General features: G+C 62.6%; 22 protein-coding genes. 16 read left to right on the top strand and 6 right to left on the bottom strand.

Annotated features, from left to right (window positions below):
- Positions 1 to 162 precede the first annotated feature (162 nt).
- The 5 genes from ACSF9G_RS23005 to ACSF9G_RS22985 all read left to right on the top strand — a co-directional run bounded on the left by ACSF9G_RS23005 (position 163) and on the right by ACSF9G_RS22985 (position 7,971).
- Positions 163 to 348 (top strand): hypothetical protein, encoded by a 186-nt coding sequence (locus tag ACSF9G_RS23005; protein ID WP_093037073.1) that lies wholly within the window; start codon positions 163 to 165, stop codon positions 346 to 348.
- A gap of 283 nt (positions 349 to 631) precedes the next feature.
- The gene (locus tag ACSF9G_RS23000; RefSeq protein ID WP_154386603.1) at positions 632 to 1,624 is read left to right on the top strand and encodes a DUF3991 and toprim domain-containing protein; all 993 of its coding nucleotides are present in this window, start codon (positions 632 to 634) and stop codon (positions 1,622 to 1,624) included.
- A gap of 115 nt (positions 1,625 to 1,739) precedes the next feature.
- Positions 1,740 to 2,342 (top strand): DUF1419 domain-containing protein, encoded by a 603-nt coding sequence (locus tag ACSF9G_RS22995; protein ID WP_185910483.1) that lies wholly within the window; start codon positions 1,740 to 1,742, stop codon positions 2,340 to 2,342.
- 12 nt (positions 2,343 to 2,354) lie between these two features.
- The gene (locus tag ACSF9G_RS22990; RefSeq protein WP_154386601.1) at positions 2,355 to 2,753 is read left to right on the top strand and encodes a DUF3085 domain-containing protein; all 399 of its coding nucleotides are present in this window, start codon (positions 2,355 to 2,357) and stop codon (positions 2,751 to 2,753) included.
- A gap of 85 nt (positions 2,754 to 2,838) precedes the next feature.
- A complete protein-coding gene (locus ACSF9G_RS22985) occupies positions 2,839 to 7,971 on the top strand; it encodes a helicase-like domain-containing protein (protein WP_185910475.1) in 5,133 nt (1,710 codons plus the stop codon).
- 27 nt (positions 7,972 to 7,998) lie between these two features.
- Here ACSF9G_RS22985 and ACSF9G_RS22980 read toward each other — a convergent pair whose 3' ends face one another.
- From ACSF9G_RS22980 to ACSF9G_RS22965, 4 genes are all read right to left on the bottom strand, one after another.
- The gene (locus ACSF9G_RS22980; protein ID WP_154386600.1) at positions 7,999 to 8,574 is read right to left on the bottom strand and encodes a hypothetical protein; all 576 of its coding nucleotides are present in this window, start codon (positions 8,572 to 8,574) and stop codon (positions 7,999 to 8,001) included.
- A 49-nt stretch (positions 8,575 to 8,623) separates the two neighbouring features.
- On the bottom strand, positions 8,624 to 9,577 hold the full coding sequence (locus ACSF9G_RS22975; RefSeq protein WP_185910476.1) for a ParB/RepB/Spo0J family partition protein: 954 nt from the start codon (positions 9,575 to 9,577) through the stop codon (positions 8,624 to 8,626).
- Positions 9,570 to 11,177: a DUF2130 domain-containing protein gene (locus ACSF9G_RS22970; RefSeq protein ID WP_154386598.1), complete on the bottom strand. Its 1,608-nt coding sequence runs from the start codon at positions 11,175 to 11,177 to the stop codon at positions 9,570 to 9,572. Before ACSF9G_RS22970 ends, ACSF9G_RS22975 begins: the two co-directional genes overlap by 8 nt.
- A 340-nt stretch (positions 11,178 to 11,517) precedes the next feature.
- Entirely contained in the window at positions 11,518 to 12,405 is an 888-nt protein-coding gene (locus tag ACSF9G_RS22965; protein WP_192320719.1) for a HEPN family nuclease, read from the bottom strand.
- Positions 12,406 to 12,597: 192 nt separating this feature from the next.
- Here ACSF9G_RS22965 and ACSF9G_RS22960 point away from each other — a divergent pair, with 192 nt between their 5' ends.
- The 5 genes from ACSF9G_RS22960 (at position 12,598) to ACSF9G_RS22940 (ending at position 16,938) form a co-directional block, all read left to right on the top strand.
- The gene (locus tag ACSF9G_RS22960) at positions 12,598 to 14,319 is read left to right on the top strand and encodes a ParB N-terminal domain-containing protein (protein ID WP_154386595.1); all 1,722 of its coding nucleotides are present in this window, start codon (positions 12,598 to 12,600) and stop codon (positions 14,317 to 14,319) included.
- Positions 14,320 to 14,412: 93 nt separating this feature from the next.
- Positions 14,413 to 14,886, top strand: coding sequence for a UCP036055 family protein (locus ACSF9G_RS22955; RefSeq protein WP_154386594.1), 474 nt, complete (start codon positions 14,413 to 14,415; stop codon positions 14,884 to 14,886).
- Positions 14,883 to 15,515: a DUF7007 domain-containing protein gene (locus ACSF9G_RS22950; protein WP_154386593.1), complete on the top strand. Its 633-nt coding sequence runs from the start codon at positions 14,883 to 14,885 to the stop codon at positions 15,513 to 15,515. The genes ACSF9G_RS22955 and ACSF9G_RS22950 overlap by 4 nt, the downstream gene beginning before the upstream one ends.
- The gene (locus ACSF9G_RS22945; RefSeq protein WP_185910477.1) at positions 15,512 to 15,898 is read left to right on the top strand and encodes a hypothetical protein; all 387 of its coding nucleotides are present in this window, start codon (positions 15,512 to 15,514) and stop codon (positions 15,896 to 15,898) included. The genes ACSF9G_RS22950 and ACSF9G_RS22945 overlap by 4 nt, the downstream gene beginning before the upstream one ends.
- Positions 15,899 to 16,350: 452 nt before the next feature.
- A complete protein-coding gene (locus ACSF9G_RS22940; protein WP_154386592.1) occupies positions 16,351 to 16,938 on the top strand; it encodes a hypothetical protein in 588 nt (195 codons plus the stop codon).
- A 77-nt stretch (positions 16,939 to 17,015) separates the two neighbouring features.
- Here the strand turns inward: ACSF9G_RS22940 and ACSF9G_RS22935 are convergent, their stop codons facing one another.
- Positions 17,016 to 17,339, bottom strand: coding sequence for a WGR domain-containing protein (locus tag ACSF9G_RS22935; protein WP_154386591.1), 324 nt, complete (start codon positions 17,337 to 17,339; stop codon positions 17,016 to 17,018).
- A 387-nt stretch (positions 17,340 to 17,726) separates the two neighbouring features.
- Between ACSF9G_RS22935 and ACSF9G_RS22930 the strand changes: the two genes are divergently transcribed.
- From ACSF9G_RS22930 to ACSF9G_RS22905, 6 genes are all read left to right on the top strand, one after another.
- A complete protein-coding gene (locus tag ACSF9G_RS22930; RefSeq protein ID WP_154386610.1) occupies positions 17,727 to 18,650 on the top strand; it encodes an ArdC family protein in 924 nt (307 codons plus the stop codon).
- A 419-nt stretch (positions 18,651 to 19,069) separates the two neighbouring features.
- Positions 19,070 to 19,381, top strand: coding sequence for a DUF736 domain-containing protein (locus ACSF9G_RS22925; protein WP_154386590.1), 312 nt, complete (start codon positions 19,070 to 19,072; stop codon positions 19,379 to 19,381).
- Between the two features lie 81 nt (positions 19,382 to 19,462).
- Positions 19,463 to 19,657: a hypothetical protein gene (locus ACSF9G_RS22920; protein WP_185910478.1), complete on the top strand. Its 195-nt coding sequence runs from the start codon at positions 19,463 to 19,465 to the stop codon at positions 19,655 to 19,657.
- Positions 19,658 to 19,815: 158 nt separating this feature from the next.
- Entirely contained in the window at positions 19,816 to 20,106 is a 291-nt protein-coding gene (locus tag ACSF9G_RS22915; RefSeq protein WP_154386589.1) for a hypothetical protein, read from the top strand.
- Positions 20,106 to 21,491 (top strand): Fic family protein, encoded by a 1,386-nt coding sequence (locus ACSF9G_RS22910; protein WP_154386588.1) that lies wholly within the window; start codon positions 20,106 to 20,108, stop codon positions 21,489 to 21,491. The genes ACSF9G_RS22915 and ACSF9G_RS22910 overlap by 1 nt, the downstream gene beginning before the upstream one ends.
- Before the next feature lie 277 nt (positions 21,492 to 21,768).
- Entirely contained in the window at positions 21,769 to 22,632 is an 864-nt protein-coding gene (locus tag ACSF9G_RS22905) for an exonuclease domain-containing protein (protein WP_154386587.1), read from the top strand.
- Between the two features lie 571 nt (positions 22,633 to 23,203).
- Here ACSF9G_RS22905 and ACSF9G_RS22900 read toward each other — a convergent pair.
- Positions 23,204 to 25,234 (bottom strand): DEAD/DEAH box helicase, encoded by a 2,031-nt coding sequence (locus ACSF9G_RS22900; RefSeq protein WP_154386586.1) that lies wholly within the window; start codon positions 25,232 to 25,234, stop codon positions 23,204 to 23,206.
- Positions 25,235 to 25,325: the final 91 nt, after the last annotated feature.

Below are 25,325 nucleotides of genomic sequence, written 5' to 3'. Positions count from 1 at the left end.
GGCTTCCTGGTCCAGGTCCGTCCTCCTCCAATCAACCCACAAGGGGTCCGCTACGCGAGCGTGCGGCCGCTGCGGCTTCGCCTGCGCGGTGATTGCGGCCGGGCCCCGGACCCGACGGGCACCAGAGCGGGGATCGGCCCCGCCCATGGACGGAGCCCTTCAATGTCGCACGATCTTTCACTCGCACAGAACCATGCCTGGAACCTCGCCCGCACCCTGATGGTGCCGGTTATTCTCTTCAAGGTCGACGACGAATACGGCGTCATGCCCGCCGACGAACTCGACGACGCCGAAATCGAGCCGCTCTTCGAATACGATCCCTACCAGGGCGGTCGGCCGGCTCATTGAGCCGGCCTTCCTCGCGCGCCAAGCGCCCGGCCGTCTGAAGGCCGGGTTGCGCGTCGCATCGTCCTTTCCCTGCTGGTGGCGGGACGCCACGAGCCCTTATTGGGACGAGGTTTTGCCGCTTGCGCCGGGAAGCCCGCAAGGGAGGCTGCGCCGCCCCGGCAAGCCGGTGCGCCCCTGCGGCCTTCCGGCTTCGCGGCCGACCTCGAGGCCTGCCGGAAAGGTAGACAAACAGATCTGGACAAGGAAAGGGCCGGACGCCCCGCGGCGCCGGCGGGATTGACCCATGGAGCAGCATGAAATCGAGACATTGCGAGACAAGGTGCCCTGCGCCGCCGTGCTCGAGCGCGAGGGCTGGACGGTGGACGTCAAGGAGAGCACCACACGCGCCGTGAAGTACCGGCGCGGGGCAGGCGAGATCATCATCGTCATCCACAATGGCAGGGGCTGGTTCGATCCACTCTCGGATGCCAAGGGCGACGTCTTCACCCTCGCCGGTCACCTGGCCGGTATCGCCTTTCCGGCGGCCGTCGAGGCGGTTCGCAGTCTCGTCGGCTATGTTCCGGCCACGCCGTCCTGGAATTGCCCGAAGCGCACAGGCATTCCACTTTCGATCACCGACCGATGGCGGCGCCGACGACCTCCAACCATCGGGTCTCGCGCCTGGCGATATCTGGCAGATGAGCGTGCGATCCCAGTATCCATTCTGCAGGCCGCTATCGCACAAGGCCTGCTGCGCGAGGGGCCGAGCGGCAGCATCTGGACGGCGCATGTCGACCAAACCAGGCAACTGATCGGTTGGGAAGAACGCGGCCCCCAGTGGCGCGGCTTCTCCACCGGCGGCAGCAAGCAACTGTTCCGTCTCGGCAACGAGGCTGCGCTTCGGCTCTGCGTCACCGAGGCGGCGATCGACGCCATGAGCCTTGCCGCACTCGAGGGCATGCGTGCCGACACCCTCTACGTCAGCACCGGGGGCGGGTGGTCGCCCGTCAGCGATAACGCGATCCGGTCGATCGCCTCGAACCCCGACATATTGATGGCCGCAGCCACCGACAACGATCGGCAGGGCGAGATCTATGCCCGTCGTTTGCAGGAGATCGTGCGTGAGACTGGGTGCCGGTACGAGCGGCTGCGGCCATCCACGCAGGACTGGAACAGCGATCTGAAAGGACAGGGGAAAGGAAACCCGGGAGTGGAAGGGGATATCAGAGCGGAATCGCTGCCGCATGCCCGGCCGTCGCGTCAAGGGAAGCTGCGCCCGGCTGGCGCCGGCCCTTGACCCGCCGGACCGGAGAGGCGGCCGCGGGAATGGGTGATGAGAAGGCATGAAGGTGATGATCCGGTCGGATGGACAGGATCGCGCTTGATGCCGACGGACGACAGGAGCCGCCATGATCACCCAAACTTCCTTCCGCAAGGTCTTCGAGGGCGTCGCCACGCGCCAACAGATGTTCCATATGTTCGATCGCCATGGCCCGGCGCCGATGAGCAAGGCACGCCTCACCGGCCGCCTCTATGACGGCGAGTGGTTCGAGATCGGCCGGGCCGAGCACGACTACATGTTCGAGATCCTGCCGCCGCTCTGGATTCGCGGCGACATGTTCGCAATGCGCGAGTTCATGACCGGCTCGATCACCAGCGTCTTCTTCGCACTCTCGATCGATGGGCGGCCACGCTACTTCCACGCCTATTGCGATATGTCGGCCAAGGGTTCGGCCGAGCGCATGCGCGATGTGATCATCGAGCGGGAATCCCGCCCCGTCCGTGCCATGACGCGCGCGGAGCGGCTCGACCATATCTGGAGCACGACCCATGCCGACTATCGCGGTTATGCGGGTGAGCGGTGGCCCGAGGCCGACCAGGACAAGCGAACCGTGCTGGTCTATGGCGGCGGCCAAGGGACGGTCCTGAAGCTTCTGGACGATCTGACCGCCCCCGAGATCAGCGCCAAGCTGCCGGTCCATCTCCGCTACCTGCCCGCCGCGATTGCAGCCTGATCGGAGGCTGTCATGTTCACATTTCCTATTCTCGGCGTTCGCAAGGTCATCGAGCGCGGCATCGCCGATGCCGCCGTCAATGGGGGATTTCGCAATCCCTACTACGGCATCAAGCCCGGTAAGGATGAAAAGCCGGGACTTTGGCTGGTCGGCGATCAGGGCGTCTATCTCCTCTCCAACGGCAAGCTCGCCGAGGGTGAGCGCGCCCTCGTGATCTATTCGGATGAATGCCACCCGGTCGGCAATCCCGACTGGTGGCACTACAAGAACCGGCATTTTGGTGGTGACGACGGCATCGAGTTCCTCGACGCTGAAAGACTGATCCCGCTGTTCGACCGGAACACGCGCTGCACGCATCTGCGCGTGCAACTGACCGAGACGGACGTCTCGCTGTCGCTGATCGCCCGCTAGCCCATCCCACAACCCCGTCAGCGTTTCGCGCGGCCGCACACGCGGGTCGCGTGATCGCGCTCGCCATAATCCCAGGAGATATCCCGTGTCCCACGACGACCCCTTCACGCTCGACCTGTTCGGCAATACCGCACTTTCCTCAGGTCTCGGCCTTGGCGTGACCGCCTTTTCCGACAGTGCGGCCAACGATCCGGACGATGACGACCCGGCCCCGCATTCTCCCACGCCTGCCGTGCCCGCCACGGCGGATGCTCAACTCTTGCGCCGGGCGCCCAATGGCGAGAACTTCCATCTCGCCGGCACGCGCGGTCTCGCCAAATCCTGGCGGGAGCGCGCCCGCGACAACATCGCGGCGATCCGGCTCGCCGCCTCGATCGTCGATGAGCAGCGTCCGGCCTCGGTCGACGAGCAGGCCGCGCTGATCCGGTTCACCGGCTTCGGCGCTTCCGAGCTCGCCAACGGCGTGTTTCGTCTCCCAGGCGAGCTTGAGTTTCGCGAGGGCTGGGCGGACATCGGCGCCGACCTCGAGGACGCGATCGACGGCGGCGACTACGCGTCGCTCGCCCGCTGCACCCAGTATGCGCACTTCACCCCCGAATATATCGTCCGGGCCATCTGGTCGGGCCTGCAGCGGCTCGGCTTTCGCGGCGGCCGTGTGCTCGAGCCCGGTGTCGGCACCGGACTGTTTCCGGCGCTGATGCCGGCGGCGCTACATCCCGTCACCCATCTCACGGGCGTCGAGATCGATCCGGTTACCTCCCGGATCGCCCGTCTGCTGCAGCCGCGCGCCAAAATACTCAATCAGGATTTCGCGCGGGTCGATCTGCCGGCGCATTTCGACCTGGCGATCGGCAATCCTCCCTTCTCCGACCGCACCGTGCGCAGCGACCGCGCGTTGCGCGCGCTCGGCCTGCGCCTGCATGACTATTTCATCGTGAAGGCGGTTCGGGCGTTGAAGCCCGGCGGGCTGGCCGCCTTCGTGACCTCGAGCGGCACCATGGACAAGGCCGATGGCCGTGCACGCGGGACGATCGCGGCTGCGGCCGATCTTGTCGGCGCCATACGTTTGCCAGGGGGCAGCTTCCGTGCCGATGCCGGAACCGATGTCATCGTCGACGTCCTCTTCTTCCGCAAGCGCAAGGACGGAGAGGTGGCGGGCGATCAAGGCTGGCTCGATCTGGCGGAGGTGCGACCACTGAGCGAGGACGACGGGGGTATCCGGGTCAATCGCTGGTTCGCCGAGCACCCCGATATGGTTCTTGGCGAACATGCGCTGCGGCGCGGCATCTACGGTACCGACGAGACCTATACCTGCCTACCGCGCCCGGACGTCGATCTCGACGCCGCGCTCGCGACCGCGATCCAGGCGCTTCCAGAAGCCATCTATGACGGCAAGCCGGAAGACTGCGGTCCCGACGTAGACGACAGTGGCGACGACCCGGCATCAACTGCGACTATGCCGAACGGCGCGACCGCTCGTGAAGGCAGCTATTTCATAGGCAAGAACGCCGCCCTGATGCAAATGGTCGACGGCGAGGCCGTGACCATCACCGTCAGGAAGGGACGGGGAGGGGACGGCGTCTCCGACAAGCAGGCCCGCATCATTCGCAAGCTGATCCCGATCCGCGACGCCGTGCGCGAGGTGCTGAAACTCCAGGAATTCGACCGGCAGTGGAAGCCGGCGCAGGTCAAGCTGCGCATTGCCTGGTCGAACTTCGTGCGTGAATTCGGGCCGATCAACTTCACCACCGTCTCGACCACCGAAGACTCAGAAACCGGCGAAGTGCGGGAGACGCATCGCCGTCCCAATCTCCAGCCCTTCCTCGACGACCCCGACTGCTGGCTGGTAGCATCCATCGAGGACTACGACCTCGAGACCAATACCGCCCGGTCCGGCCCGATCTTCACCGAGCGCGTCATCGCGCCGCCGCCGCCGCCGATCATCACGTCGGCCGCCGATGCCCTCGCCGTCGTGCTCAACGAACGTGGCCATGTCGACGCCGATCACATCGCGGAATTGCTGCATCGCGATGTCGCCGATGTCGTTGACGAGTTGGGGCAGGCGATCTTCCGGGATCCGACGTCCGGTTCCTGGCAAACCGCCGATGCGTATCTCTCCGGCGCCGTTCGCTCCAAGCTCGCTGCCGCCGAGGCCGCCGCTGCGCTCGATCCAGCCTTTGCCCGCAATGTCGAAGCGCTCAAGGGCGTCCAGCCCGCCGATCTCAGGCCCTCCGACATCACCGCCCGCCTCGGCGCACCCTGGATTCCGGCGACCGACATTGTCACATTTGTCAAACAGACGATGGATGCCGACATCAGCATCCATCACACGCCCGAACTTGCATGCTGGACGGTCAGTGCGCGCCAACTCGGCTGGAGCGCCGCCGGCACGACCGAATGGGGCACGCATCGTCGCGATGCCGGGCAGCTGCTGTCCGACGCGCTCAATTCCTCCATCCCGCAGATCTTCGACACGGTGAAGGACGGCGACACCGAACGGCGCGTCCTCAATACCGTCGAGACCGAAGCGGCCAAGGAAAAGCTGCAGAAGATCAAGACGGCGTTCCAGAAATGGATCTGGAGCGATCCGGATCGCACTGACCGATTGGCGCGGCTCTACAACGACACCTTCAACAACATCGCGCCGCGAAAATTCAACGGCGACCATCTCCTGCTTCCAGGCGCCTCCGGCGCCTTTTCTCTTTATGGGCACCAGAAACGGGCGATCTGGCGCATCATCTCGGCTGGCTCGACCTATGTCGCCCACGCCGTTGGCGCCGGCAAAACGCTCTCGATCGCGGCGGCGATCATGGAGCAACGCCGCCTCGGGCTGATCAACAAAGCCATGCTGGTCGTTCCCGGCCACTGCCTGGCGCAGGCGGCCCGCGAGTTTCTGGCGCTCTATCCAAATGCCCGGATTCTGGTCGCCGACGAGACCAATTTCGTCAAGGAGAAGCGCCATCGCTTTCTGTCGCGGGCGGCAACCGCAAATTGGGACGCGATCATCATCACCCATTCGGCGTTCCGCTTCATTTCGATTCCCTCGGCTTTCGAGCAGCAAATGATTCAGGACGAGCTCGAGGCTTACGAGGAGTTGCTGACCAAGGTCGACCGCGAGGACCGGCTTTCCCGAAAGCGCATCGAGCGCATGAAGGAGGGGCACAAGGAGCGGCTGGAGGCGCTGTCGAGCCGCAAGGACGATCTGCTCACCATCTCCGAGATCGGCATCGACCAGATCATCGTCGATGAGGCGCAGGAGTTCAGGAAGCTCAGCTTCGCCACCAACATGTCGACGCTGAAGGGCGTCGATCCCAGCGGCTCGCAGCGGGCCTGGGACCTCTACGTGAAATCCCGATTCGTCGAGACGAGAAATCCGGGCAGGACGCTCGTGCTCGCTTCCGGCACGCCGATTACCAACACGCTCGGCGAAATGTTCACCGTGCAGCGGCTGATGGACAATGCTGCTCTCGCAGCGCGCGGACTGCACGAGTTCGACGCCTGGGCGTCCACCTTCGGCGACACCTCGACGGAACTCGAGCTGCAGCCGTCCGGCAAATACAAGCCGGTCACGCGCTTTGCCCAGTTCGTCAACGTCCCCGAGCTGATCGCCATGTTCCGGTCCTTCGCGGACGTGGTGCAGCCCGCCGACCTGCGGAAATATGTGAAAGTTCCGGAGATCGCCGGCGGCAAGCGGCAGATCATCACGGCGGAGCCGACCACTGCCTTCAAGGCCTATCAGCGTCACCTCGATGATCGTATCAAGGCCATCGAAGAGCGCGAGGGTCCGGCGCAGCCCGGCGACGATATCCTGCTCTCGGTCATCACCGATGGCCGCCATGCCGCGATCGACCTGCGCCTGGTCATGCCGGCCATGGACAATGAGGATGACAACAAGCTCAACGCGCTTGTCCGAAACACCTTCCGCATCTGGCAGGAGACGGCCGAGAACGAATATGTCCGCAAGGACGGCAAGCCCTTCGACAAGTCCGGCGCCGGCCAGCTCATCTTCTCCGATCTCGGCACCATCAATGTCGAAGCCTCCCGCGGCTTCTCGGCCTATCGCTGGATCCGCGACGAGCTCGTCCGCCTCGGTGTGCCGCCGTCGGAAATCGCCTTCATGCAGGACTTCAAGAAGTCGGAGGCCAAGCAGCGGCTGTTCAACGAGTTCAATGCCGGCAAGGTCCGCATCCTGATCGGGTCGTCCGAAACCATGGGCACCGGCGTCAATGTGCAGGCGCGGCTGAAGGCGCTGCACCATCTCGACGTTCCCTGGCTCCCCTCCCAGATCGAGCAGCGCGAAGGCCGCATCATCCGCCAGGGCAATCAGCACGACGAAATCGGACTCTATGCCTATGCGACGCTCGGTTCACTCGACGCCACCATGTGGCAGAACAATGAGCGCAAGGCCCGGTTCATCGCGGCGGCTCTATCGGGCGACACGTCCATTCGCCGCCTCGAGGATATGGGCGAGGGGCAGGCCAACCAGTTCGCCATGGCCAAGGCCATCGCATCGGGCGATCAGCGCCTGATGCAAAAGGCAGGGCTTGAGGCCGAGATCGCCCGTCTCGACCGGCTCCATGCCGCCCATATCGACGACCAGCACGCCATCCGCCGCCAGGTCCGCGACGCGGAGCGCGAGATCGAGCTTTCGAGCCGGCGCATCGCCGAAATCGGAACGGACATCGCGCGTCTGGTGTCGACCGCTGGCGATGCCTTCACAATGACCGTCACCGGAACCTCCTTCACCGAACGCAAGCTCGCCGGCCGCGCCTTGATGAAGGAGATCCTCACCCTTGTTCAGCTCAGCCAAGAGGGCGAGGTCGTCATAGCCGCGATTGGCGGCTTCGACCTGGAGTTCTCAGGCGAGCGCTTCGGCCGGGACGGGTATCGCTACACCACGGTGCTGATGCGCTCCGGCGCCGACTACGAGATCGACCTTGCCGTCACGGTCACGCCGCTCGGCGCGATTGCTCGCCTCGAGCATGCTCTGTCGAACTTCGAGGGCGAGCAGGATAATTATCGCTGTCGGCTGGAGGATGCCCGCCGGCGTGTAGCCTCCTATCAGCCACGTATTGGCGAAACTTTCGCCTTCGAGGCCGAGCTTGAACTGAAGCGGGAGCAGTTGGCCGATCTCGAAGCCGATCTCGCCGCCAGCACGGATGACGGTCCCGGCGTTGTGGTAGGGGCGGCTGATCATGCGACCCGCCAGGCGGCATGAATGGAAACCCGCTTTCCCGCCCTAAACCTAAATGCGGTTCTTGAGATCTTCGAGGCTGGCAAGCTGCTGGCGCCTGCTGGCGACGGCTTCGCCAAGCAGCGCCCCAAGCTTGTCGTTGTACGCCTCGATCTGCTTTGTCGAGGTTTCCACATATTCGCGCAAGAGCTGCTCCTGGCGATCGATCTCCCGCTTCAACGTCTCGGCGTCGTTCCGACCTGACATGCCGATAATGACCCGCCGGTTGCTGATTTCGCCATGAGGCAGGGTGGTTGAGTATGGATTGGTCCGCAACCTAAACAGGCCAGGGTCGCCGGAGAACGCGAAGCTACGAGTTGCACGAACTCCGTCGATCTCCACCATCCCGTCAAACATGTCGTGGACCCGCACGCGTGCCTCCTGCGCGTCCTTTTGTGGATTGTCGAAGTCCACCTTTAGCGGGGCGACACGAGCCTCGGGCAAAAGGGCGTGCACGATCTCCGCGTCAGACTTGATCAAGTCCACCCTGCTGACTTTCTGGCGGACGTGGTTGCCGACTGCGCCCTCCTGTGCGCGCAGGTACCGGTCGAGCGACTCTTCGAGAAACAGTACGTTGCCGATGATCATCGGACCTCCTATAGGCGCCGCGTAACGCGTGTTGCAGATTGATCGGGACTCACGAAAGCGCCTTGCGCAATGATCGAAGGAGCGCCTCGGCGTCATCGATCTTTTTCAGGATGTCGGGGTCGCCCTTGAGATCCTGCAACGTGGTCCAGGGTACCCCCTTCATCGCTTCAACCGCGGCCTCCAGATCCCCGGACAATCCGCCCTTTGGCTTCTTCTCGGTGGGTCCCAGACGCAACATTGCAGAATCGAGATCCCCCGCGTCGCTGAGGAAATGCGCGCGTGCCACCGGATCGGGGAGGATCGATCGTAGTTTGCGCAGGTCCTTGGAGTTGGTTATGCGCTTGTCGTTCACCTTCTTGACGACGGCGTCGACGATGCTGGGAGTGAACAGCTTCTTGCTGACGCCCATCATCTCACGCGCCCAGGTGATGGCGGCGCTTGGGTCGCGAAGGCTGGTGAACTTCTCCGACAGCTCGAAAATATCGACCAGTTTGTCCAGTTCCCGAACGGTGATTCCGAGTATGTTCGCGGCGCTGGCGCGTCCCATCAGGTCGACAAGGCGGTAGGCCACCATTTCCTTCTCTTTGGCGTCCCATTCCTTGCGCTGCCGATGGATATAGATCCACGCGCGAAGCCGATCCTCGTCACTCAGTGTGCGGTCGGTAACCTCGATGGGAAGCTGGCGGAATTCTTCTTTCCCCTGTTCTACCAAGGCCCGCGAATTCGTCCACCGGCGATCGCCATCGATGATGCGAAACTTTCCGGGGAAATCGGGATGGGGTTCGACGAGTAGTGGCTCGAACAAACCGCCATTGGCTTCGATCTGCCGTTGCAGTTCTTCGTCAACCTTAGGCCCGAGCCTCGGCTGCTTGTCATTGGGAAGGATGGAGTCGATGTCAGCCTTCGTGCGGTACGTCCGAAGAACGGTACGATCGAGCCGGCGCTCCTGGAGGTTAACGACGTTGTCGCGTTCGCGACCCGCCATCGGGACGGGGTTATTCATTATCCTGCTCCCACACCCCCGCCGTGCCGATGATCGTATCGATCTCATTACTCAGCTCAGCGCGCACTTTCTGCACCGACCGAATGAGCTCGCCCTGACGCTTCCAGACAGATTCGTGCGCCTTCTTTTCCTTTACCTGGATGTCGAGCAGGTCGTCCGTGTGAGTGTCGATCCGGGCAATCAGATCGGTACAGCGCTCCGAGGTAATGAAGTCATAGAGCGCAGCCGTCTTCTGGGTCTTCTCCTCACCGCTCATGCGCAGAATATGGGTCTGCACGATGTGGTGGCGGATCAGCTGAACCAGAGCGACAACGCGGGCAGGATTGGCTAGCAGAACGCCATCCTGATGGTGCAGCTGCCGCGCGCCGGCGGGAAACTTGCTCGTCGAAAGAATGGCATGTTCCGCCTTGGCTGCCATTTGGTCGGTTGCAAGCTTGCTGACGAAGTCGTTGCGCCATGCGCCATGGTTCTTCGAGTCGTAGATGATGGTGCCGCACTCCTTGCCGTTGTGAATGACGACATGGATAATGTCGGCACCGGGCTGCCCTTTGTTGACGCGGTCGATCCTGTCGCCCTCGAACTCAGCCTTCAGAGCTTCGAACAGATCGACCTCGGCGCCCTCGCCAAGCTCCTCGTTGGTCTTCTTGTCGAGAGCCCGAGTCAGCTCCGCCACCTTCGCGGACAGCTTGAGCTTTTCCTCAAACGCGAGAGCCTTCTCGGCATTGACGGCCGCAGTCTGAGCGAGCTCGAGCGCCTCGCGCTGTTCTTGGAGGCGCTGATCCAGCAGGGCTTGATGATCGGCGAGCTGCTTCTCGACCGTAGCCGCTTTGGCTTCCGCGTTCTTCCTCGCCTCTTCAAGCTCAGTGAGCCTGCTTTGGGCGGCCACAGCGGCAGCCTCAGAAGCTTCCGAACGGATTTCGATCTCGCGCGCCGCTGCGGACTCTGTCAGCGCCGTGATCTTCGCTTCCGTTTCAGCTGTAATGGTGTCGAGCTGTGCCTTGAGGCTCGTCCCGGCCTCTTCAGCCTTCAGCCTGGCGGCCTCCGCAGACGCGACCCGCTCGTTGGCCGCCGCTTCAGCGGCGACCTTGGCCTCTGCCCGAATACTGTCCTGCTTCGCAAGGGCCTCCTGCCGGACCGCCTCGATAGCGGCGCCGCGCTCCTGCTGTTGCTGGGCAAGCCGCTCCTCGAGAGCGACCCGCATCTGTTCGGCATTCTGCTTTTCGGCCTCCGCTTGCGTCACGCGGCTCAACAGGAGATCCTGAGCCTCTTTGCTTGCGAGTACCGTCGCCGCGATCGCCTCCTGGGCTGCGGCCTCGGCGGCCTTGCGGCCCTCTTCGCGGGCGAGGACGGCTTTGGCGGCGCCGTCCTTGTTGGCCTTGTCAACGGCATCGGCCTTCTCGCGGGAAAACTGCTCCTGAAGGCGAGCCGAGAGTTCCTCCGCAGTTTTCTTCTGCCGCGTCTCGATCCGCGCTTTAATCTCATCCATCTGGTCGTGCGGGATCTGCTGTTCACACAGCGGGCAAACCTCGTCGTGATCGTGCAGGAACGACGACGAGGGAACAGGAGTCGCCTTTAGAAGGGGTGATGCTGACGCGGCCACATTGACCTCCGGGGTTGCTAGAAACTGGGACCTATTTTCTCCTACTTGATCCTGAAGTCAAGTACTGATATTTTGTTGGATGTGGGCTCGCATCAGGCGCGCTCCGGAAAGGCAATCATGACAAAGACTTTCAAGCCGGGGCATGCTGCCCCGCGTTCTGGACAATACGGGATTCTCGGGCCCCGTGGTGGAGACACCGGCAAAGAGCGCACCGTTACGCGCGGCGAGCCGATGCCGCCGACGCCGAAGTCCGGCCAGACCTACAAGTTGGTCGATGCGACCCGGAACAAGAGCGGTCGCCCGTGATCCGAAAAGAACGGCGACCTTCTTTGGTCGCCGTTCATGCTGCCTTCGCCACGCGCGGGTCGAGGTCGAGACCGCAAACCCAGTTCGCCCATGATTTTGCGAAATGGAGGAAGGCTTCCTCAGTCGTCACCAGAACGCGATAGGTTTCAGCCTGCTCGCGTTGTTCAGGTGTTTCCTCGTAACGGGACAGGAAGGCCATATAGACCATCCGGTTTCCAGCAATCTCCTGACCGTTCTTGTCGAGATAGATGATATTGCCGTGCGCCAAGGCGTTGCGAAGCACGCGAAGAACCTCGCCGGCCTTGCGATTCTCGATGGTGTTCGCATCATCGGAAAGTGGATGCCTTCCTTCCTGATCGTGCCAGCCATGCACTTCATCAACGGAATTGACGATGCGCGATTGCCGCCATGCTCCTACGTCCGGCGCAGACTGCCAGAACGGCGCCTCAAAGAATTTGGTTTTTTCGAGCGTCTTGAGGCTTTTCACCAGATCGACGTCGCGCTCTCCATCAACCAGGACATGCGATGCCCGCATACGTTCGTAGGGAATTGTAAGGATCGCCGCTGCCGCCAGCAGACCGAACGAGCCGAGCAAATCGTGCTTGCGCGCAGGTTCTTCCAGCAATTCGATCAATTGTAATGCGCGTTGCGGATATTCGATGGCAAATCTGTCCGGTACGCCCATGTGTCCTCCTAGCCAAATGGCTTGCGATCGTAGCCGCGGAAATTCGCTAAAGCAGCCGTTCCGTTCCAGGGATCTGATGATCGCTTCTAGCGTCCTGCTCATTCCAGAAAGCGACAGGAACGGCGACATTCTCGGTTCTTGCGAGACGATCAGCAAGCAGCCGCAACCAATTGGCAAAATAGGGAGGGAAAGAAACCCTCCTCGCGGATCGGCCGCACCGCTGACGCCTGCGCTCAACCGCCTGGCTCGCGATCCCGGCCGCGTCGTCCTTCGCAGGGCTGATTAGCCCCGCTTGGCTTGCCGGGCAGGGATGCTCGACAGGCAGTTGCACCGGCCCGTCCGCTCCGCGGGCCGGGGGATGTCTTCAGAAAAGAAGACGGAGAAGGACCCGCGATCGGCGGTGTCCGCAACCCGAAACGGAGCATCCCAATGGAACTGAAGTTTGTCGATCCGCGCGCGCTCAAGGAGAATCCCGACAAGGCGCGGCGCTCCAAATCGAGCCCGCAGGCGGACGCCCTGTTGCTGGCCACGATCAAGGTTGTCGGCATCGTGCAGCCGCCTGTCGTCGCCCCCGAGACCGAAGGCGGCAACGGCTTTGTCATCGATGCCGGGCATCGTCGCGTGAAGCAGGCAATCGCGGCGGGCCTCGAGGAAATCGCCGTGCTGGTGATCGAGCGCGCGGAGGACGGTGGCGCCATGCGATCGCTGGCCGAGACGCTCGCCCATGAGCAGCTCAATCCCGTCGACCAGTGGCGGGCGATCGAGCGCCTGGTTGCGCTCAACTGGACCGAGGAGGCGATCGCCATCGCGCTGGCATTGCCGGTTCGCCAGATCAAGAAGCTGCGGCTTCTGGCGAACGTCCTGCCATCAATGCTCGATCAGATGGCCAAGGGCGACATGCCCGATGAGCGCCAGCTTCGCACCATCGCTTCCGCCGCACTCGAGGATCAGAAAGAGATCTGGAAGAAGCACAAGCCATCCAAGGCCGACCCGCAGGTCTCATGGTGGGCTGTCGCGCAGGGTCTGACCAAGACCCGCATGTTCGCAAAACATGCCAGTTTCGGGGATGATCTGGCACATGCCTACGGAATCGCCTGGGTCGAGGATCTGTTCGCCCCGGCAGACGAGGACAGCCGTTATACGACCGACGTCGACGCCTATCTTGGCGCCCAGCAGGAATGGATGGCCAACAACCTTCCCAAGCGCGGCGTCATCGTCGACGCGGGCCAATGGGGCGACGCCAAGCTGCCACCGAAGGCCGAGCGAGTTTATGGCAAGGCCGGCAAGTCCGATCATACCGCGATGTATCTCGACCGCGAGGGCAAGGTGCAGACGGTCGCCTATCGCATGCCCGAGGCAAAGAAGCCGAAGGGCAAGGGTGATGCAACCGACGCCGCAGGTACAGACACGGGGCTGGTCGCTCCCAAGGCCCGTCCGGACGTGACGCGCAAGGGGATCGAGATGATCGGGGACTTCCGCACCGATGCGCTGCACGAGGCGCTCGCCCGCGCGCCAATCGAGGAGGACATGCTGATGGCGCTGCTCGTTCTCGCCTTCGCGGGCAGGAACGTCTCCGTCGATTCCGGTTCCTCGGGCACGGTCTACGGCCACGCGCGGCTGGAGCGTCATGCAGCCCTTCTTTTCGGGGAAGACGGCAGGCCCGTATACGATCGTGAGACGCTCAACCAGGTCGCGCGTAAGGTCCTGATCGACGTCCTCTCATGCCGGGAGAACAGGACCAACAGCGGCATCGTCGCTCGGGTCGCCGGCGATACCGTCGGCGCCGACGGCTTCCTGCCGAACATGGGCACGGACGAGTTCATGTCGTGCCTGTCGCGGCCGGCGCTGGAGGCGTCCTGCAAGGACACGCCAGTCCTGCCGCGTGCCCGCGTCAAGGACACGCGCGCAGCCCTCGTCGAGCACTTCAAGGAAGGCCACTTCGTCCATCCCTCGGCCCTGTTCGCGCCCGACGTCGCCGAGCTGACGAGCTGGACGGCCCGGTACGCCGCGCCGGACGAGGCTGACGACGACACCGCGCGGGAAGTCGATGAGCTCGACGGTGATCAGACCGGGGCGACGGCAAACGAGCATCCGGTCGATGACGGCCACACCGTCGAAGAAACTGAAGCCTGGCGCGTCGCCGCCGAATAGGCCGCCAATCCACTTCCTCCCAACCCACCCCGCCGCCGGCAATCGCGCCGGCGGCGGTTCTGTTTTCATCAACAGCACCACTGGAGAAACAATATGTCCGCTCAATTGATCTACGATCTCGTGCCGCTCGGTTCCATCATCCGCTACTCCGACGGCACACCGCGCCCGCCCGAGCGTCATCGCAAGAAACTCTCGGCATGGGAGAGCGCCAATAGCGGCGGCCGCCTGATCCGCAAGACGCCAGCCCGGCAGACCGGGCAGTATTCGTCGCCCGCGCATTTCACGCTGCATGAAGGCGATTATGGCAGCGGCGGTGTCATCGTCCTGCGCGTCCACAAGAGCTTTTCGGTCGATTGCGGCTCGAAGTTCGTGGTGATCTCCCGACCCGCACCGGGCTCGGTCCAGGTCTTCGATCGCGCCGGCGAGGGTGCCGAACTCGTCTATCTCGCCGCCAACCGGCAGGACGCGGAGACCTGGCTGCAATCTCATCGGTATCCTAACGCGGTGCTCGAGGACGTATCGGCCGATACCGCGGCGGCCGACGCCGTCGAGGGGAGGGCGGCATGAACGCGACTGCTCAAACCGAGGCAACGATCGACAACACCTCCGGATTCCCGGAGGTGTATTACGGGCGAACGAGCGATGGCCTCTTCGCGGCACTGGTTGGGGAGAACGCTTTTGCGATGATCCCTGCCTACAATGGCGGACGCTATCTCGGCCATGCATGGAAGCTGCCTCTGCCCATCTCCGAATGGAAACAGTCCAGCTTCTATGGTCACGGCGGGCAGCTCGACGGCAAAGCGGCGTTCCGCGCCCGTGTCGAGGAGAACGCCCGACATCAGGCACAATTGCGTAGACTGGCCCGCCGCAGCATCCCGGCTCGGCAAGCAACCCCATGGGGGCTCTCGGATCATGCCACGCACTATGCCGAAGGCGTCGTCTGCCATTCGACCCCGAGCCATGGCGGGTTCCATCTCGACCCCGACCGCAATGCCCACATCCATCCCCTTCTGAGAAGCGCCGACGGCTTCTACGAGGAGGATTGCTGCTGGGCGGCCGTTGCGCAGGCCTTTCCCGATCTTTTCACCGATTTCGAGAAACGTTGCGCCGAAGAGACCATCCGGCACTGGTATCCCGAGGCCTGGCCGCGATCCCTCACGTCCACACCTAAACGATTGCGGGAGGCCGCCTCATGACGATTGCAGAGCACATCGCCATAATGGCGCGCATGGAAGCTGCCCGCCGGGAGACGCATGCCCATCTCGGGCTGATCGAGCGGCAGATTGCGGCGCGCGCGGAGCGCCTGATGACCACCTTCCGCGCCAGATCACGCGATTACCGGAAGTCCAGGTCGACATGGAGCCATGCCGACGAGCAGCTCTACCGGGCCACGCTATCGGAGCTGAACTTTTCCCGTCACCGCGAGGTCGATGGTCTGTCGCGCAAGCTCGCCCGCCAGGATGCGGCGATCGCCGCCTTCCGTCGCCGGCACGGGTTCTCGGAGGTCGATCCGGAGCTGGATATGGCGGTCCTCCGCGGCCTGATCCTTCGCAGCGCGTCTCCATGCGCGGTTTCGTGAGCCCCGACCTGCGATCAGGAGGGCAGCCCTGTCCGAAACCGTGTGGCGGGCTGTGCGGGTAACGGGGCAATATCCGGGTAGGGCCTGCGGCGACTGTCCGGCCGTGATGCCGGCGAAGCGGATTGATCTGTCGCACTTCCTCGCGCGAGCCAATTCATGGAAACGACCCCGTGCCGGTCTTCCCGGCGGGTTTGCTGCGGTCTGAACCGGCGGCTGACCCCTTCAAGGCCGCTTTGCGCCGCGATGCGGCCGGAGCCCGCCGGTCTCGACAAGGCTGGCCCGCGTTCCGCGCAGGGCTGTTAGCCCCGCTTGTCCGCAAGCCAACCTTGCTCGCCTGGCAGGCCCCGGACCCTGAAGCGTCCAGTTTCCGCCGGTTCTCTTTGACCGCACCCGCAGGGAAGACCGGCACGGGGCCGGATCGCCCGAAGGGCATCGCTAGAAAGGATTGCTTCATGTCCAGTTCAACCCGCTCCACCAAGACCAAGGCTCGCGTCGTCCAACTCCGCAAGGGCACCACCCTCGAAATGGTGCGCCTGTGCTGCCCGGATGCCAACCAGGCCGCACTCATCTCCGAGAGCTTCGGGCTCGCTGTCCTCGACAGCGACGGTATCCGGGACTTCCACGAGCGCACCCTGATCGAAAGCGCCGACACCCTCTCCGACGGCCTTTCCGAGAAGGCCATGCAGATCCATCTCCAGCGGATCGTCGGTTCCCATGTCGGGTCTGCCTACGGGGCGGGGCAGTTCTATTCCAAGGCTGTCACCGAGGCCAAGGACGCGACCGCCCGGCTCGCCAACGACATGCGCGATGAGGATCGCGACGGCCCGGTCGGGTTCGACAGCGCCGCCCAGCGCAAGCGTGAGTTCGCCGCCGACATGGGTATCCAGGCCCACGCTCTGCGCATGGCCGCCGAGGGCGTGGTCGCAGCCTACGAGCACATCGTCGGCGAGAGCTGGAAGCCCTACGAGCGTCAGGCCGAAAATCCCGGCCAGGCCGTCAGCCGGCAGGCCGCCGACCTGCAGATGGCCGCTCTCGGATAGGGGCCGCGGGCGGAGCTTCGGCTCCGCCCATCCTCGGGGGCTCCCACCCTTGGGATCGCCCGCCGTTCGAACGCCATCTATCCCGAGGAGTATCGTCTCGAGGTTGAGGGACTTATCGAGGCATGGCGGCCGGAAGTGTGGGCCCGTTCGACAGAATCCCGCCTCGGCTGATAGCCTCGCATCCTCTTAGCTCGCAACAGGTCGAGGAATAGGCTGACCGCATCTAGCTCGTTGTCGAACGAATGCTGGACCGTTCGGCCTCGTGTTCCGATCCGGCCCCACCGGCGAACGAGGCGGGTCTGGCCGAACAGGGTCTCCTCGATCGACAGCGCGTAGAACCGCGCCATCCTCCGGTCCGGGTCTGTGCGTTCGACATAGAGATGGTATGGCTGCGCGATCATGCTGAGCAGAATCGCGCAGCCGGAATCCGTCGTCCAATGACAGGTTTGAATCACTGGGAAGGGATCGATTTATTCCCGTGATAGGTGGCGGGAACTTCAGCAGGTATAGGGCGGCCTTACCCGCGTCCGGCTTGCGCGGGACCGGGAGACGGAGGGAAGCAGGAAGACGCATGGCGCGGCCGGCGCAATCGCGGCCGTCACGATTGGTGGTCCTGCTCCGGTCCTCGTTCCGCGAAACGGCGAAGCCGTCCTCCACTGCCGTTCCGGCCCGGCTGCGACCTCTCTCATTCTTCCGATTCATCCTCCGGGTTCGCGGACCTGCGGTCCTCTCGCGGGCGGACCTCGTGACGGCCGCGATCGGCGCGGCCTCGAATGGAGGTTCGAATGATGAACAGGAAAGACAGCAAACCCCGCGTCGACATCTACGCGAAGATCACCGACCGCATCGTCGCGGATCTCGAGAAAGGCGTCCGCCCATGGGTAAGACCCTGGAGCGAAGCCAACACCGCCGGCCGCATCACGCGACCGCTGCGGCATAATGGAACGCCCTACCAGGGCATCAACATCATCCTGCTCTGGTCGGAGGCGGTCGCACGCGGCTTCGCTTCGCCCATCTGGATGACGTTCAAGCAAGCGATCGAGCTTGGCGGGCATGTCCGCAAGGGCGAGAGCGGCTCGACCGTCGTCTATGCCAGCCAATTCACCAAGACCGAAACCGACGAGCGCGGCGATGAGGTCGAGCGCGGTATCCCGTTCCTTAAGGCCTATTCGGTCTTCAACGTCGACCAGATCGAGGGATTGCCGGACCACTATTACGGTGCGCCGCCGCCGGTGACCGATCCCGTCACGCGCATCGCCCACGCTGATGCGTTTTTTGACGCGACCGGCGCCAGGGTCGTCTATGGCGGCGCCAAGGCATTCTACGCGCCCTCGTCCGACCACATCCAGCTCCCAGTCTTCGAGAGCTTCCGCGACGCGGAATCCTTCGTTGCCGTCAGGGCGCACGAGACCATCCACTGGACAGCTCCGGCCCACCGGGTCAACCGCGATCTCAGCCGCTACCACAAGGATCGTAGCGAACGCAGTCGCGAGGAGCTGATCGCCGAACTGGGGGCGGTTTTCCTCTGCGCCGATCTCGGCATCGTACCGGAGCTCGAGCCGCGGCCTGACCACGCCAGTTACCTCGCGTCCTGGCTCGAGGTGCTCTCCAACGAGAAGCGCTTCATTTTCTCGGCCGCCGCGCACGCTCAACGCGCAGCGACCTACCTGCACGATCTTCAGCCGGCGGCCAGGATTGCGGAGGCGGCCTGATGCCAGGGCCCGACCGTTGCCGTGCGGGAACTCTGCCGCTGGCCGGTCAATGACGGGAGGTCGGGATGGGGATGGCACCTCTCGCCGCGCGGGGATCCGCAAGGTGATGCCGATGTAGGGACGTCCGTCTTCATTCCGGTTGTTTCTGCTACGGGCACGCCCAACTGCGTCCTCGATGTGGCTGGTCTGACCGAAGGCCGATCTCGCTGCGCTCGGTCTCGCTCTCATCCCCGCAACGGCTGGTCTCGACTTTCTTCCCCTGACGGCTTCGCCGCCATTCCGCGCGGATCAAGAAAGTCTCATCCTGCCGCCCTCCACTGACGTTCCGGCCCGTTGGGTGCCGGTCGATCGCCTCCGGTCTGTCGACCGCCATCGAGGTCGCGGCGGTCGCGGCCCGAGAAATCAAAGGAATGAGACAAATGGCTACCATCGGCACCTTCACCTCCACCGGCACCGGCTTCAACGGCGTCATCAAGACCCTCAACCTCAACGTCAAGGCCAAGCTGGTCCGCGTCGAGAACCCTTCCGACAAAGGTCCGCACTTTCGCATCTTCGCGGCAGCCAACGTCGAACTGGGCGCCGCCTGGCAGAAGACCTCCAACGAGGGCCGCGACTACCTTTCGGTCAAGCTGGACGATCCGAGCTTCCCCGCTCCGATCTATGCCACCCTGGTTGAGGTGGAAAGCGAGGAAGGCCTTCAGCTGATCTGGTCCCGACCGAACCGGGACTGAGGCTCCCGCCAGAGGGCTCCGCCGCAAGGCGGGGCCTTCAGCCTTCCACCGACGAGCAGCCACAACCGAAAGGAACCATACATGACGACTACCAACCGCGCCGAAGCGAAGGCCCTTCATCCTCAGGACATCGCCGTCTGGCCGGACGGAACATGGGCCGAACTCGGCGACGTCTGGAACGGCGAATACGGCTTCATGTCCGACGACTACGAGGTCGTGCCGCTCGAGGACCATGCCCGTCTGAAGGCCCTCGGCATCGACGGAGAGGTGCTGTGACCGGCGCCACTGCACGCCCTCGCCGCCCCGGAGCGGGGCCTTCTGCTTGACGCCACGGTCAAATGGAATGGCCAGCCTTAGCGGCGAAAGGACTGCCGAGACTGGCTTTCGAGCCGAATTTCGGCTATACAAAAGAGCAAGTTACAGGAGCCTGAAACATGACCGCAACGCTAATGGAAAGCCCCGTTGTCGCGGATCGAGCACACGCGTTGCGGCTTGCCAAACAGGTCATCAAGACCCTCGACCCGAAGCCGCTTGAGCCCATCGTCGCAGCGATGCTGACCGACGGCCACAAGGCCGCGCTTTCGGCAATGGCCGTGTCGCGAGATGAGCCGAACCTGTTCGAACAGTTCCTCGTCCTGTGTGAAGAGGCCGGGCGGTTGAGCGAAGCGGATTGCGATCAGCTGGGCGAAGCCTATGTCGAAGCGAGGCGTGCCCGTGCCGCTTGATGAGTGACCCCTATCTTTACCCGGGCACAACAGTCCTCATCAATCATTTCAACATCAGGGATCAGGCCAAACTCGACAGCAAGGAGCGTCGGGAGACCCTGAAGACGTTGAAGGGTCTCTACGACAATCCGGTCAAGGGCGAATTCGACCTCGCGCACCTGCTGGAAATACACCGGCGCGTCTTCGCGCCGGTGTATCCGTTCGCCGGCGAAATCCGCCGCATCGATATGGTCAAGGCCGAGGAGAAACTGGGCGGCGGCAGTGTCGAGTACGCGCCGTTCCATCTGGCGCGTCTCCAGGCCGAACACTGCCTGAAGCAACTCAATGCCCGCGACTGGTCGGGTCTCATGGACCTGTCGCGGCCGGAGGACATGGCCTCATTTGCAGGCATGGTTGTCGACCTCTGGAAGGTCCATCCGTTCCGGGAAGGCAATACGCGCACGACCATGACCTTCATGCACCAGTTTGCGGCGGCCAAGGGGTTCGCGCTCGACCGTGAGTTGATCCGTACCAATGCTGAATATGTCCGCCATGCGCTGGTGGTCGGCACCCATGGCGAAACTCATTATCTGACACGCATCCTGACCGACGCGCGCCAACGCGAACATGCGCGCGAGCAGAGCCAGGCGCGCATGGGGAACCAAAGCCGCACTGACATTGGACAGTCGGAGCGGGCTGTACTGCTTCCCGGCCGTACCCTTGCCCCGGAAGTTCTCAAGGCCGAGCTGCAAGAACGGATTGCCGCTTCCGAAAGCGCCACCGAGGCTATGAAACGCCTTATCACCACGGCAAAGGCGGTATTTGCCGACCACGGGCCGGTGGTGGAAATTATCCGGAATGCCGCTCTTGAGGGCGAGATCGGCAATCGGCAGGTGATTTCGGAGTTGCGGGATGCTCCGGAGCGTTTCGGGCCGCTTGCCGGAAGGGACGCTATTCTTGCGAGCCGGCAGGAGCGGGAGGCACACCGGCAAGCGATCGCTGCAAAGCGCACGCTTCGCGGGATCGCCGAGAGTTACCTCAAGATCGTGTACGGAATCCGGCAGACGATGCAGCAGCAGCGTCATGATGAGGTGCGGCGGGCCAGCGTGGAGGTCCGGCGGCCAAGCGGCGAGCTCCTGAGCGCGATTGATAGGGGTGATGCGCTGTCGCCCGAGCTCAAGGTCGAGCTGCGGCAGACCACGAGCGCATTCGAGCGCCGTTTCGGCGATGATCTGGCCGCATTGCGCTCGGGCAAGAATCTCGGTCCACTTGCCACCAGGCACGGCGTCGACGAGAAACGGCTCGAGGAAGCGACAGGCGTACTGAAGGCGCTCGACCGAGCCCAGGCTCAGGAGTGCACCAGGGCACAATTACGGTCTCTCGATAGGCACGGCCCCACCCGATAATCCCATGCCGTCTGGAACGTGGCATTCAGCTGTGCCGGCCGGCCCGCCGAGCGCGGTCGTTCAGCCCTCTTTGGACCTCCCCTTGTGGGGGACATCTGTCGTACGTTTTCTCGATCTGAACGAGCAGGCAGCGCCATGCGCCGTTTCTCCACAACCCAACCTTTGCGCTGCAGCTGAAGTCGACCGTTTGCGGACCAAGACAGCGGAGGATTACCGGAATTCCGTTCCATGACGCCGGACTCTAAGCTAAACCTCACCAGAGGGCGGGAGGACGAAGATGATGGTGGGGTTAGATTTTGTCGCACTAGACGTAGAAACAGCGGATAGCAGCTTTCCAGAAAGTATCTGCCAAATGGGCTTCGTGATTGTTCGCGAAGGGCGCATCGTCGAGACTTTTACGCAGACCGTAAATACACATCATCGGTTCGGGTGGTGGCAACAAGCCAATTTGTCGATCACCGAAGAGGACATTGATCGAGCTCCGCCGTTTTCTGAGATCGCTCGATCGATTGCGCATCTGATGTGTGGGGCGGTCTTTAGTCATACACCCTATGACCGTTTCGCGGTCGGTCGCGCTTGCGACGCGTGCGGGCACAGCTTCGCAGAGACTACTTGGCTTGATAGTGCGCAAGTCGTGCGACGAGCATGGCCGGAAAAGTACGGGAAGACGGGGTACGGATTGAAGAATGTCGCGGCCGATCTAGGCATTGAATTTCTGCACCATGACGCTGGCGAAGATGCGCGGGCTGTGGCGGAAATTGTCATTCGAGCGAGCCTAGAGTGCTCACTAGATGTAGCCGGATGGGCAGAACGGGTCCGAAGACCAATCTTAGGCAATTCAAGCGCAAAAACCGACCTACGTCGGGACGGCAACATTGATGGACCGCTGTATGGCGAGGTTGTCGTCCTCACAGGGGGCTTCGATTTGCGGCAGGAAGAACAGGCCAATTTGGCCGCCTATGCAGGCTGCGAGGTGGAAAATAGCGTTACCAAGAAAACGACGTTGGTCGTCGTGGGTGATGATCGTTTCGCGCGTGGGGAACGTTCCGGCAAGTGGAGAAGGGCCGAGGAATTGGCGGGCCAAGGCATTCCTATTCGGGCCATGTCTGAATCCGATTTCCGCGCGCTCATTGCAGATTGAACGGCACACGCCTTCCGCAAGTCTTGAATCGGCGTGGGCGAGGAAGAGGACGACGGGGTTCAATGACCGCACGCCACCCCGAGCGGCCGTGCAGCGTCACGCTGGTGCTAAAATTTAGCGTACGAGCTCGGCGGTTTAATGGCCCAGAAGCTGACCTTTGACCGGTTCGGTGTTGACCTTCAGGTTCCGACTGATATCCGCCCCCTTTGGTCGGCGCTTAGAATCTGCCGGCCTGTGCCTGCTTCACACGATTGATCATACGCAGCGTGTCAGTATGACCGGCGTCGGCGGGAATACCGCGGCAACGGTTGACTCCATTTAGCCCGAAGCGTCTACGGATGAGAGTTTCCTGATCTCGGCAAGGTCATCGTCTGTCTTGCGCAGAATGAGTTGGAAGCACGCATCGCACACACGCCGTTCAGTCGAATAGGCCTGCCCAAGCTTTGGAATCTCGATGCAGGTTGTTCCCATGACGAGGTCGTCGTGGCAGCGATAGCATTTGCTGAGGCGTTTGACGGGAGTCCGCTTGGGGCGGCCGTTCGTGCCTCCAATCAGCGAAGGCGTTGGCCCTCTAGGATTCGATTTTGTCATACTCCGCCTTCGCTTTGCGAACGCGCCTGACAAGCACTTGCAGCAGGTCGTCCAGGTTATCGAGGACAGAACGGAATTCTTCTGTTGTCGCCTGCTGCCTCTCTTTGCCCAGGCGTTTTTGCATTTCCTTGTTCACCATCATCAGCGCACAGATGTAGTTGTTCCTGCCGGTGAGCTTCAAGGATTTGTATTTGTAGACCATCTCATTGCCGGTCTGTTTAAGCTCAACATGATTCAGCAACACGTTTGCGAGGCGTTTAGCCTGCTCCTGCATGCGCTTCCTGGCCTCTTCCCACTCACGCTGTGGCTGGACCATGAAAGGTGCCGTGGCCGACCTCTTTCGCATTGGAGACTGCTGCGCGAGCCGAACCATTTCCTCAGCCTTGCTGTCGTCGAGGCCGAGGAGCTTCAAACGTTCCCGTAGGTCCGCGACGATCTGCGTGTCCTCGACCGACGTGAAATCTTCTTCCCACAAGGAATCGACGACCTCACCGTGGACGACGACCTGGTCGCCCGCACGAAGCCGCGCGCTACCGTCGAGCACCCCTTGCGGTACCTCCGGTTCGTCGCCGCCAATGACCTTGTCCCAGAACGCCTGGTCGTCGTTCTCGAACTCCTTGAATTCCTTCAGGCGTGCGTCGAGGTTCATGCCCAGATGGGTGACGATATGGCCGACATTGTCTGGATGACCCGGATCGTTCTGCACAACGACCCGCATTATGCGCCCGACAAACTGGATGTAGGGCGCCAATGACCGGAACGGGCGGAAGATCGCTGCAACGCTCAATTTGGGATGGTCGAACCCCTCGCCAAGCATCTGCACCTGGATGATACAATCGAGTGAGCCGTTGCGCAGTGCCGCAAGAATGGCCGCCTGCTCATCCTCCGTCTGCTTGCTATGGATAACGTCGGCGTTGAAGCCGCGCTCCTGATACAGCGAACGGATTTCCCGCGCATGATTGATGGAGCACGCGACTGCGATGAGCTGGTGCTGCGTCCCGCTTTGTCTAAGCTCATCGAGCTTCTGCAAACTGCTATCGACGATGTGCTTGTTGCACAGCCTAGCAAGCGCCACGCCGCGGCTGAACCATTCTTCCTCCTTGAGCTTCAGCACCTCGTCCAAGGTGTACGTTCGCCCGCCGGCGTCGGAAAATCCGAGCTCAATGGTCGACGGAGCGACGTAACTTGCCTTGAGGCGCTTGATATAGCCTTTCAGGGTGGCGTTGCGGAATGGATACCGGAACACCAATTCGCCATCGAGTTCCTGGCGATCGCCCCGGAATGGGGTCGCCGTAAGCAGGATGACCTTGGCGTTTGGAAAACGCTCGATGACTTTCTGCCAGCTAGCGGCCGCGCTGTGGTGCGCCTCATCAACTATGATCATGTCGAAAAAGTCATCGGGAAACTGGGTCAGCCACTTATCGACGTTGGTCGCGAGCTGATGGACGTTCGTGATGACGATATGGGACTTTGTTGCTATCGAGATGTTGCCGCTATCCAGCGTACATGCCAACGGACCAGACAACATCTGGTCAGCGCTGAGCACACCCGCTTTCCGCCAGAAGCATTTCTGCCGGTTTGTGATGTCCATCGCTTCGTAAAGCCCGTCCTTGATGGTGAGGTTGGGCGCGATAACAATGACCCTGCCCTCGGAGAGTCCAAACGGCAGGAGAGAAGCCAGGCCGGTCTTGCCGCATCCGACCGGAACCTGGAGGATCGCCTTATTCTTTCCCGCCCGGAAGAATTCATAAGTGCGCAGATAGCCTTCGCGCTGTGGGTCGCGGAGGTGGTCGTTCCCGTCGATGACGAATTCAGCGTCCAGGAAGAACGACTGCAGGGGGCGGGCGGTGCGTACCCACTGGTCGAGCCCGCTCTTTTCGAAGATCCATTTCTTGCCGATCTTCCGCGCCGGGATGCGGTTCTCGCGCGCCATCGCATACAGCGCGGTCTTGCCCATTCCTAAGTAGATCGCGGTCTCTTCAAGAGAGAGCCAACCGTCAGTATCCGTCATACATCCTCACAATCTGATATCTAGCGATAGCAAACGACAGATAGAATTGCAAAGGAAATCGGCGGTGGTAGTTGTCGCCCGCATTTGAAGG

It is taken from the genome of Microbaculum mangrovi, assembly GCF_051390635.1.
Classification (GTDB): Bacteria; Pseudomonadota; Alphaproteobacteria; order Rhizobiales; family Tepidamorphaceae; genus Microbaculum.
The sequence above is the reverse complement of the archived record's forward strand: the minus strand, read 5'-3'. Positions and strand labels throughout refer to the sequence as shown.

Excerpts from the sequence above, each read along its gene's own strand:
- ACSF9G_RS23005 (WP_093037073.1), top strand. The coding sequence starts at position 163 with ATGTCGCACGATCTTTCACTCGCACAGAACCATGCCTGGAACCTCGCC.
- ACSF9G_RS23000 (WP_154386603.1), top strand. The coding sequence starts at position 632 with ATGGAGCAGCATGAAATCGAGACATTGCGAGACAAGGTGCCCTGCGCC.
- ACSF9G_RS22990 (WP_154386601.1), top strand. The coding sequence starts at position 2,355 with ATGTTCACATTTCCTATTCTCGGCGTTCGCAAGGTCATCGAGCGCGGC.
- ACSF9G_RS22980 (WP_154386600.1), bottom strand. The coding sequence starts at position 8,574 with ATGATCATCGGCAACGTACTGTTTCTCGAAGAGTCGCTCGACCGGTAC.
- ACSF9G_RS22975 (WP_185910476.1), bottom strand. The coding sequence starts at position 9,577 with ATGAATAACCCCGTCCCGATGGCGGGTCGCGAACGCGACAACGTCGTT.
- ACSF9G_RS22960 (WP_154386595.1), top strand. The coding sequence starts at position 12,598 with ATGGAACTGAAGTTTGTCGATCCGCGCGCGCTCAAGGAGAATCCCGAC.
- ACSF9G_RS22955 (WP_154386594.1), top strand. The coding sequence starts at position 14,413 with ATGTCCGCTCAATTGATCTACGATCTCGTGCCGCTCGGTTCCATCATC.
- ACSF9G_RS22950 (WP_154386593.1), top strand. The coding sequence starts at position 14,883 with ATGAACGCGACTGCTCAAACCGAGGCAACGATCGACAACACCTCCGGA.
- ACSF9G_RS22945 (WP_185910477.1), top strand. The coding sequence starts at position 15,512 with ATGACGATTGCAGAGCACATCGCCATAATGGCGCGCATGGAAGCTGCC.
- ACSF9G_RS22940 (WP_154386592.1), top strand. The coding sequence starts at position 16,351 with ATGTCCAGTTCAACCCGCTCCACCAAGACCAAGGCTCGCGTCGTCCAA.
- ACSF9G_RS22935 (WP_154386591.1), bottom strand. The coding sequence starts at position 17,339 with ATGATCGCGCAGCCATACCATCTCTATGTCGAACGCACAGACCCGGAC.
- ACSF9G_RS22930 (WP_154386610.1), top strand. The coding sequence starts at position 17,727 with ATGAACAGGAAAGACAGCAAACCCCGCGTCGACATCTACGCGAAGATC.
- ACSF9G_RS22925 (WP_154386590.1), top strand. The coding sequence starts at position 19,070 with ATGGCTACCATCGGCACCTTCACCTCCACCGGCACCGGCTTCAACGGC.
- ACSF9G_RS22920 (WP_185910478.1), top strand. The coding sequence starts at position 19,463 with ATGACGACTACCAACCGCGCCGAAGCGAAGGCCCTTCATCCTCAGGAC.
- ACSF9G_RS22915 (WP_154386589.1), top strand. The coding sequence starts at position 19,816 with ATGACCGCAACGCTAATGGAAAGCCCCGTTGTCGCGGATCGAGCACAC.
- ACSF9G_RS22910 (WP_154386588.1), top strand. The coding sequence starts at position 20,106 with ATGAGTGACCCCTATCTTTACCCGGGCACAACAGTCCTCATCAATCAT.
- ACSF9G_RS22905 (WP_154386587.1), top strand. The coding sequence starts at position 21,769 with ATGATGGTGGGGTTAGATTTTGTCGCACTAGACGTAGAAACAGCGGAT.
- ACSF9G_RS22900 (WP_154386586.1), bottom strand. The coding sequence starts at position 25,234 with ATGACGGATACTGACGGTTGGCTCTCTCTTGAAGAGACCGCGATCTAC.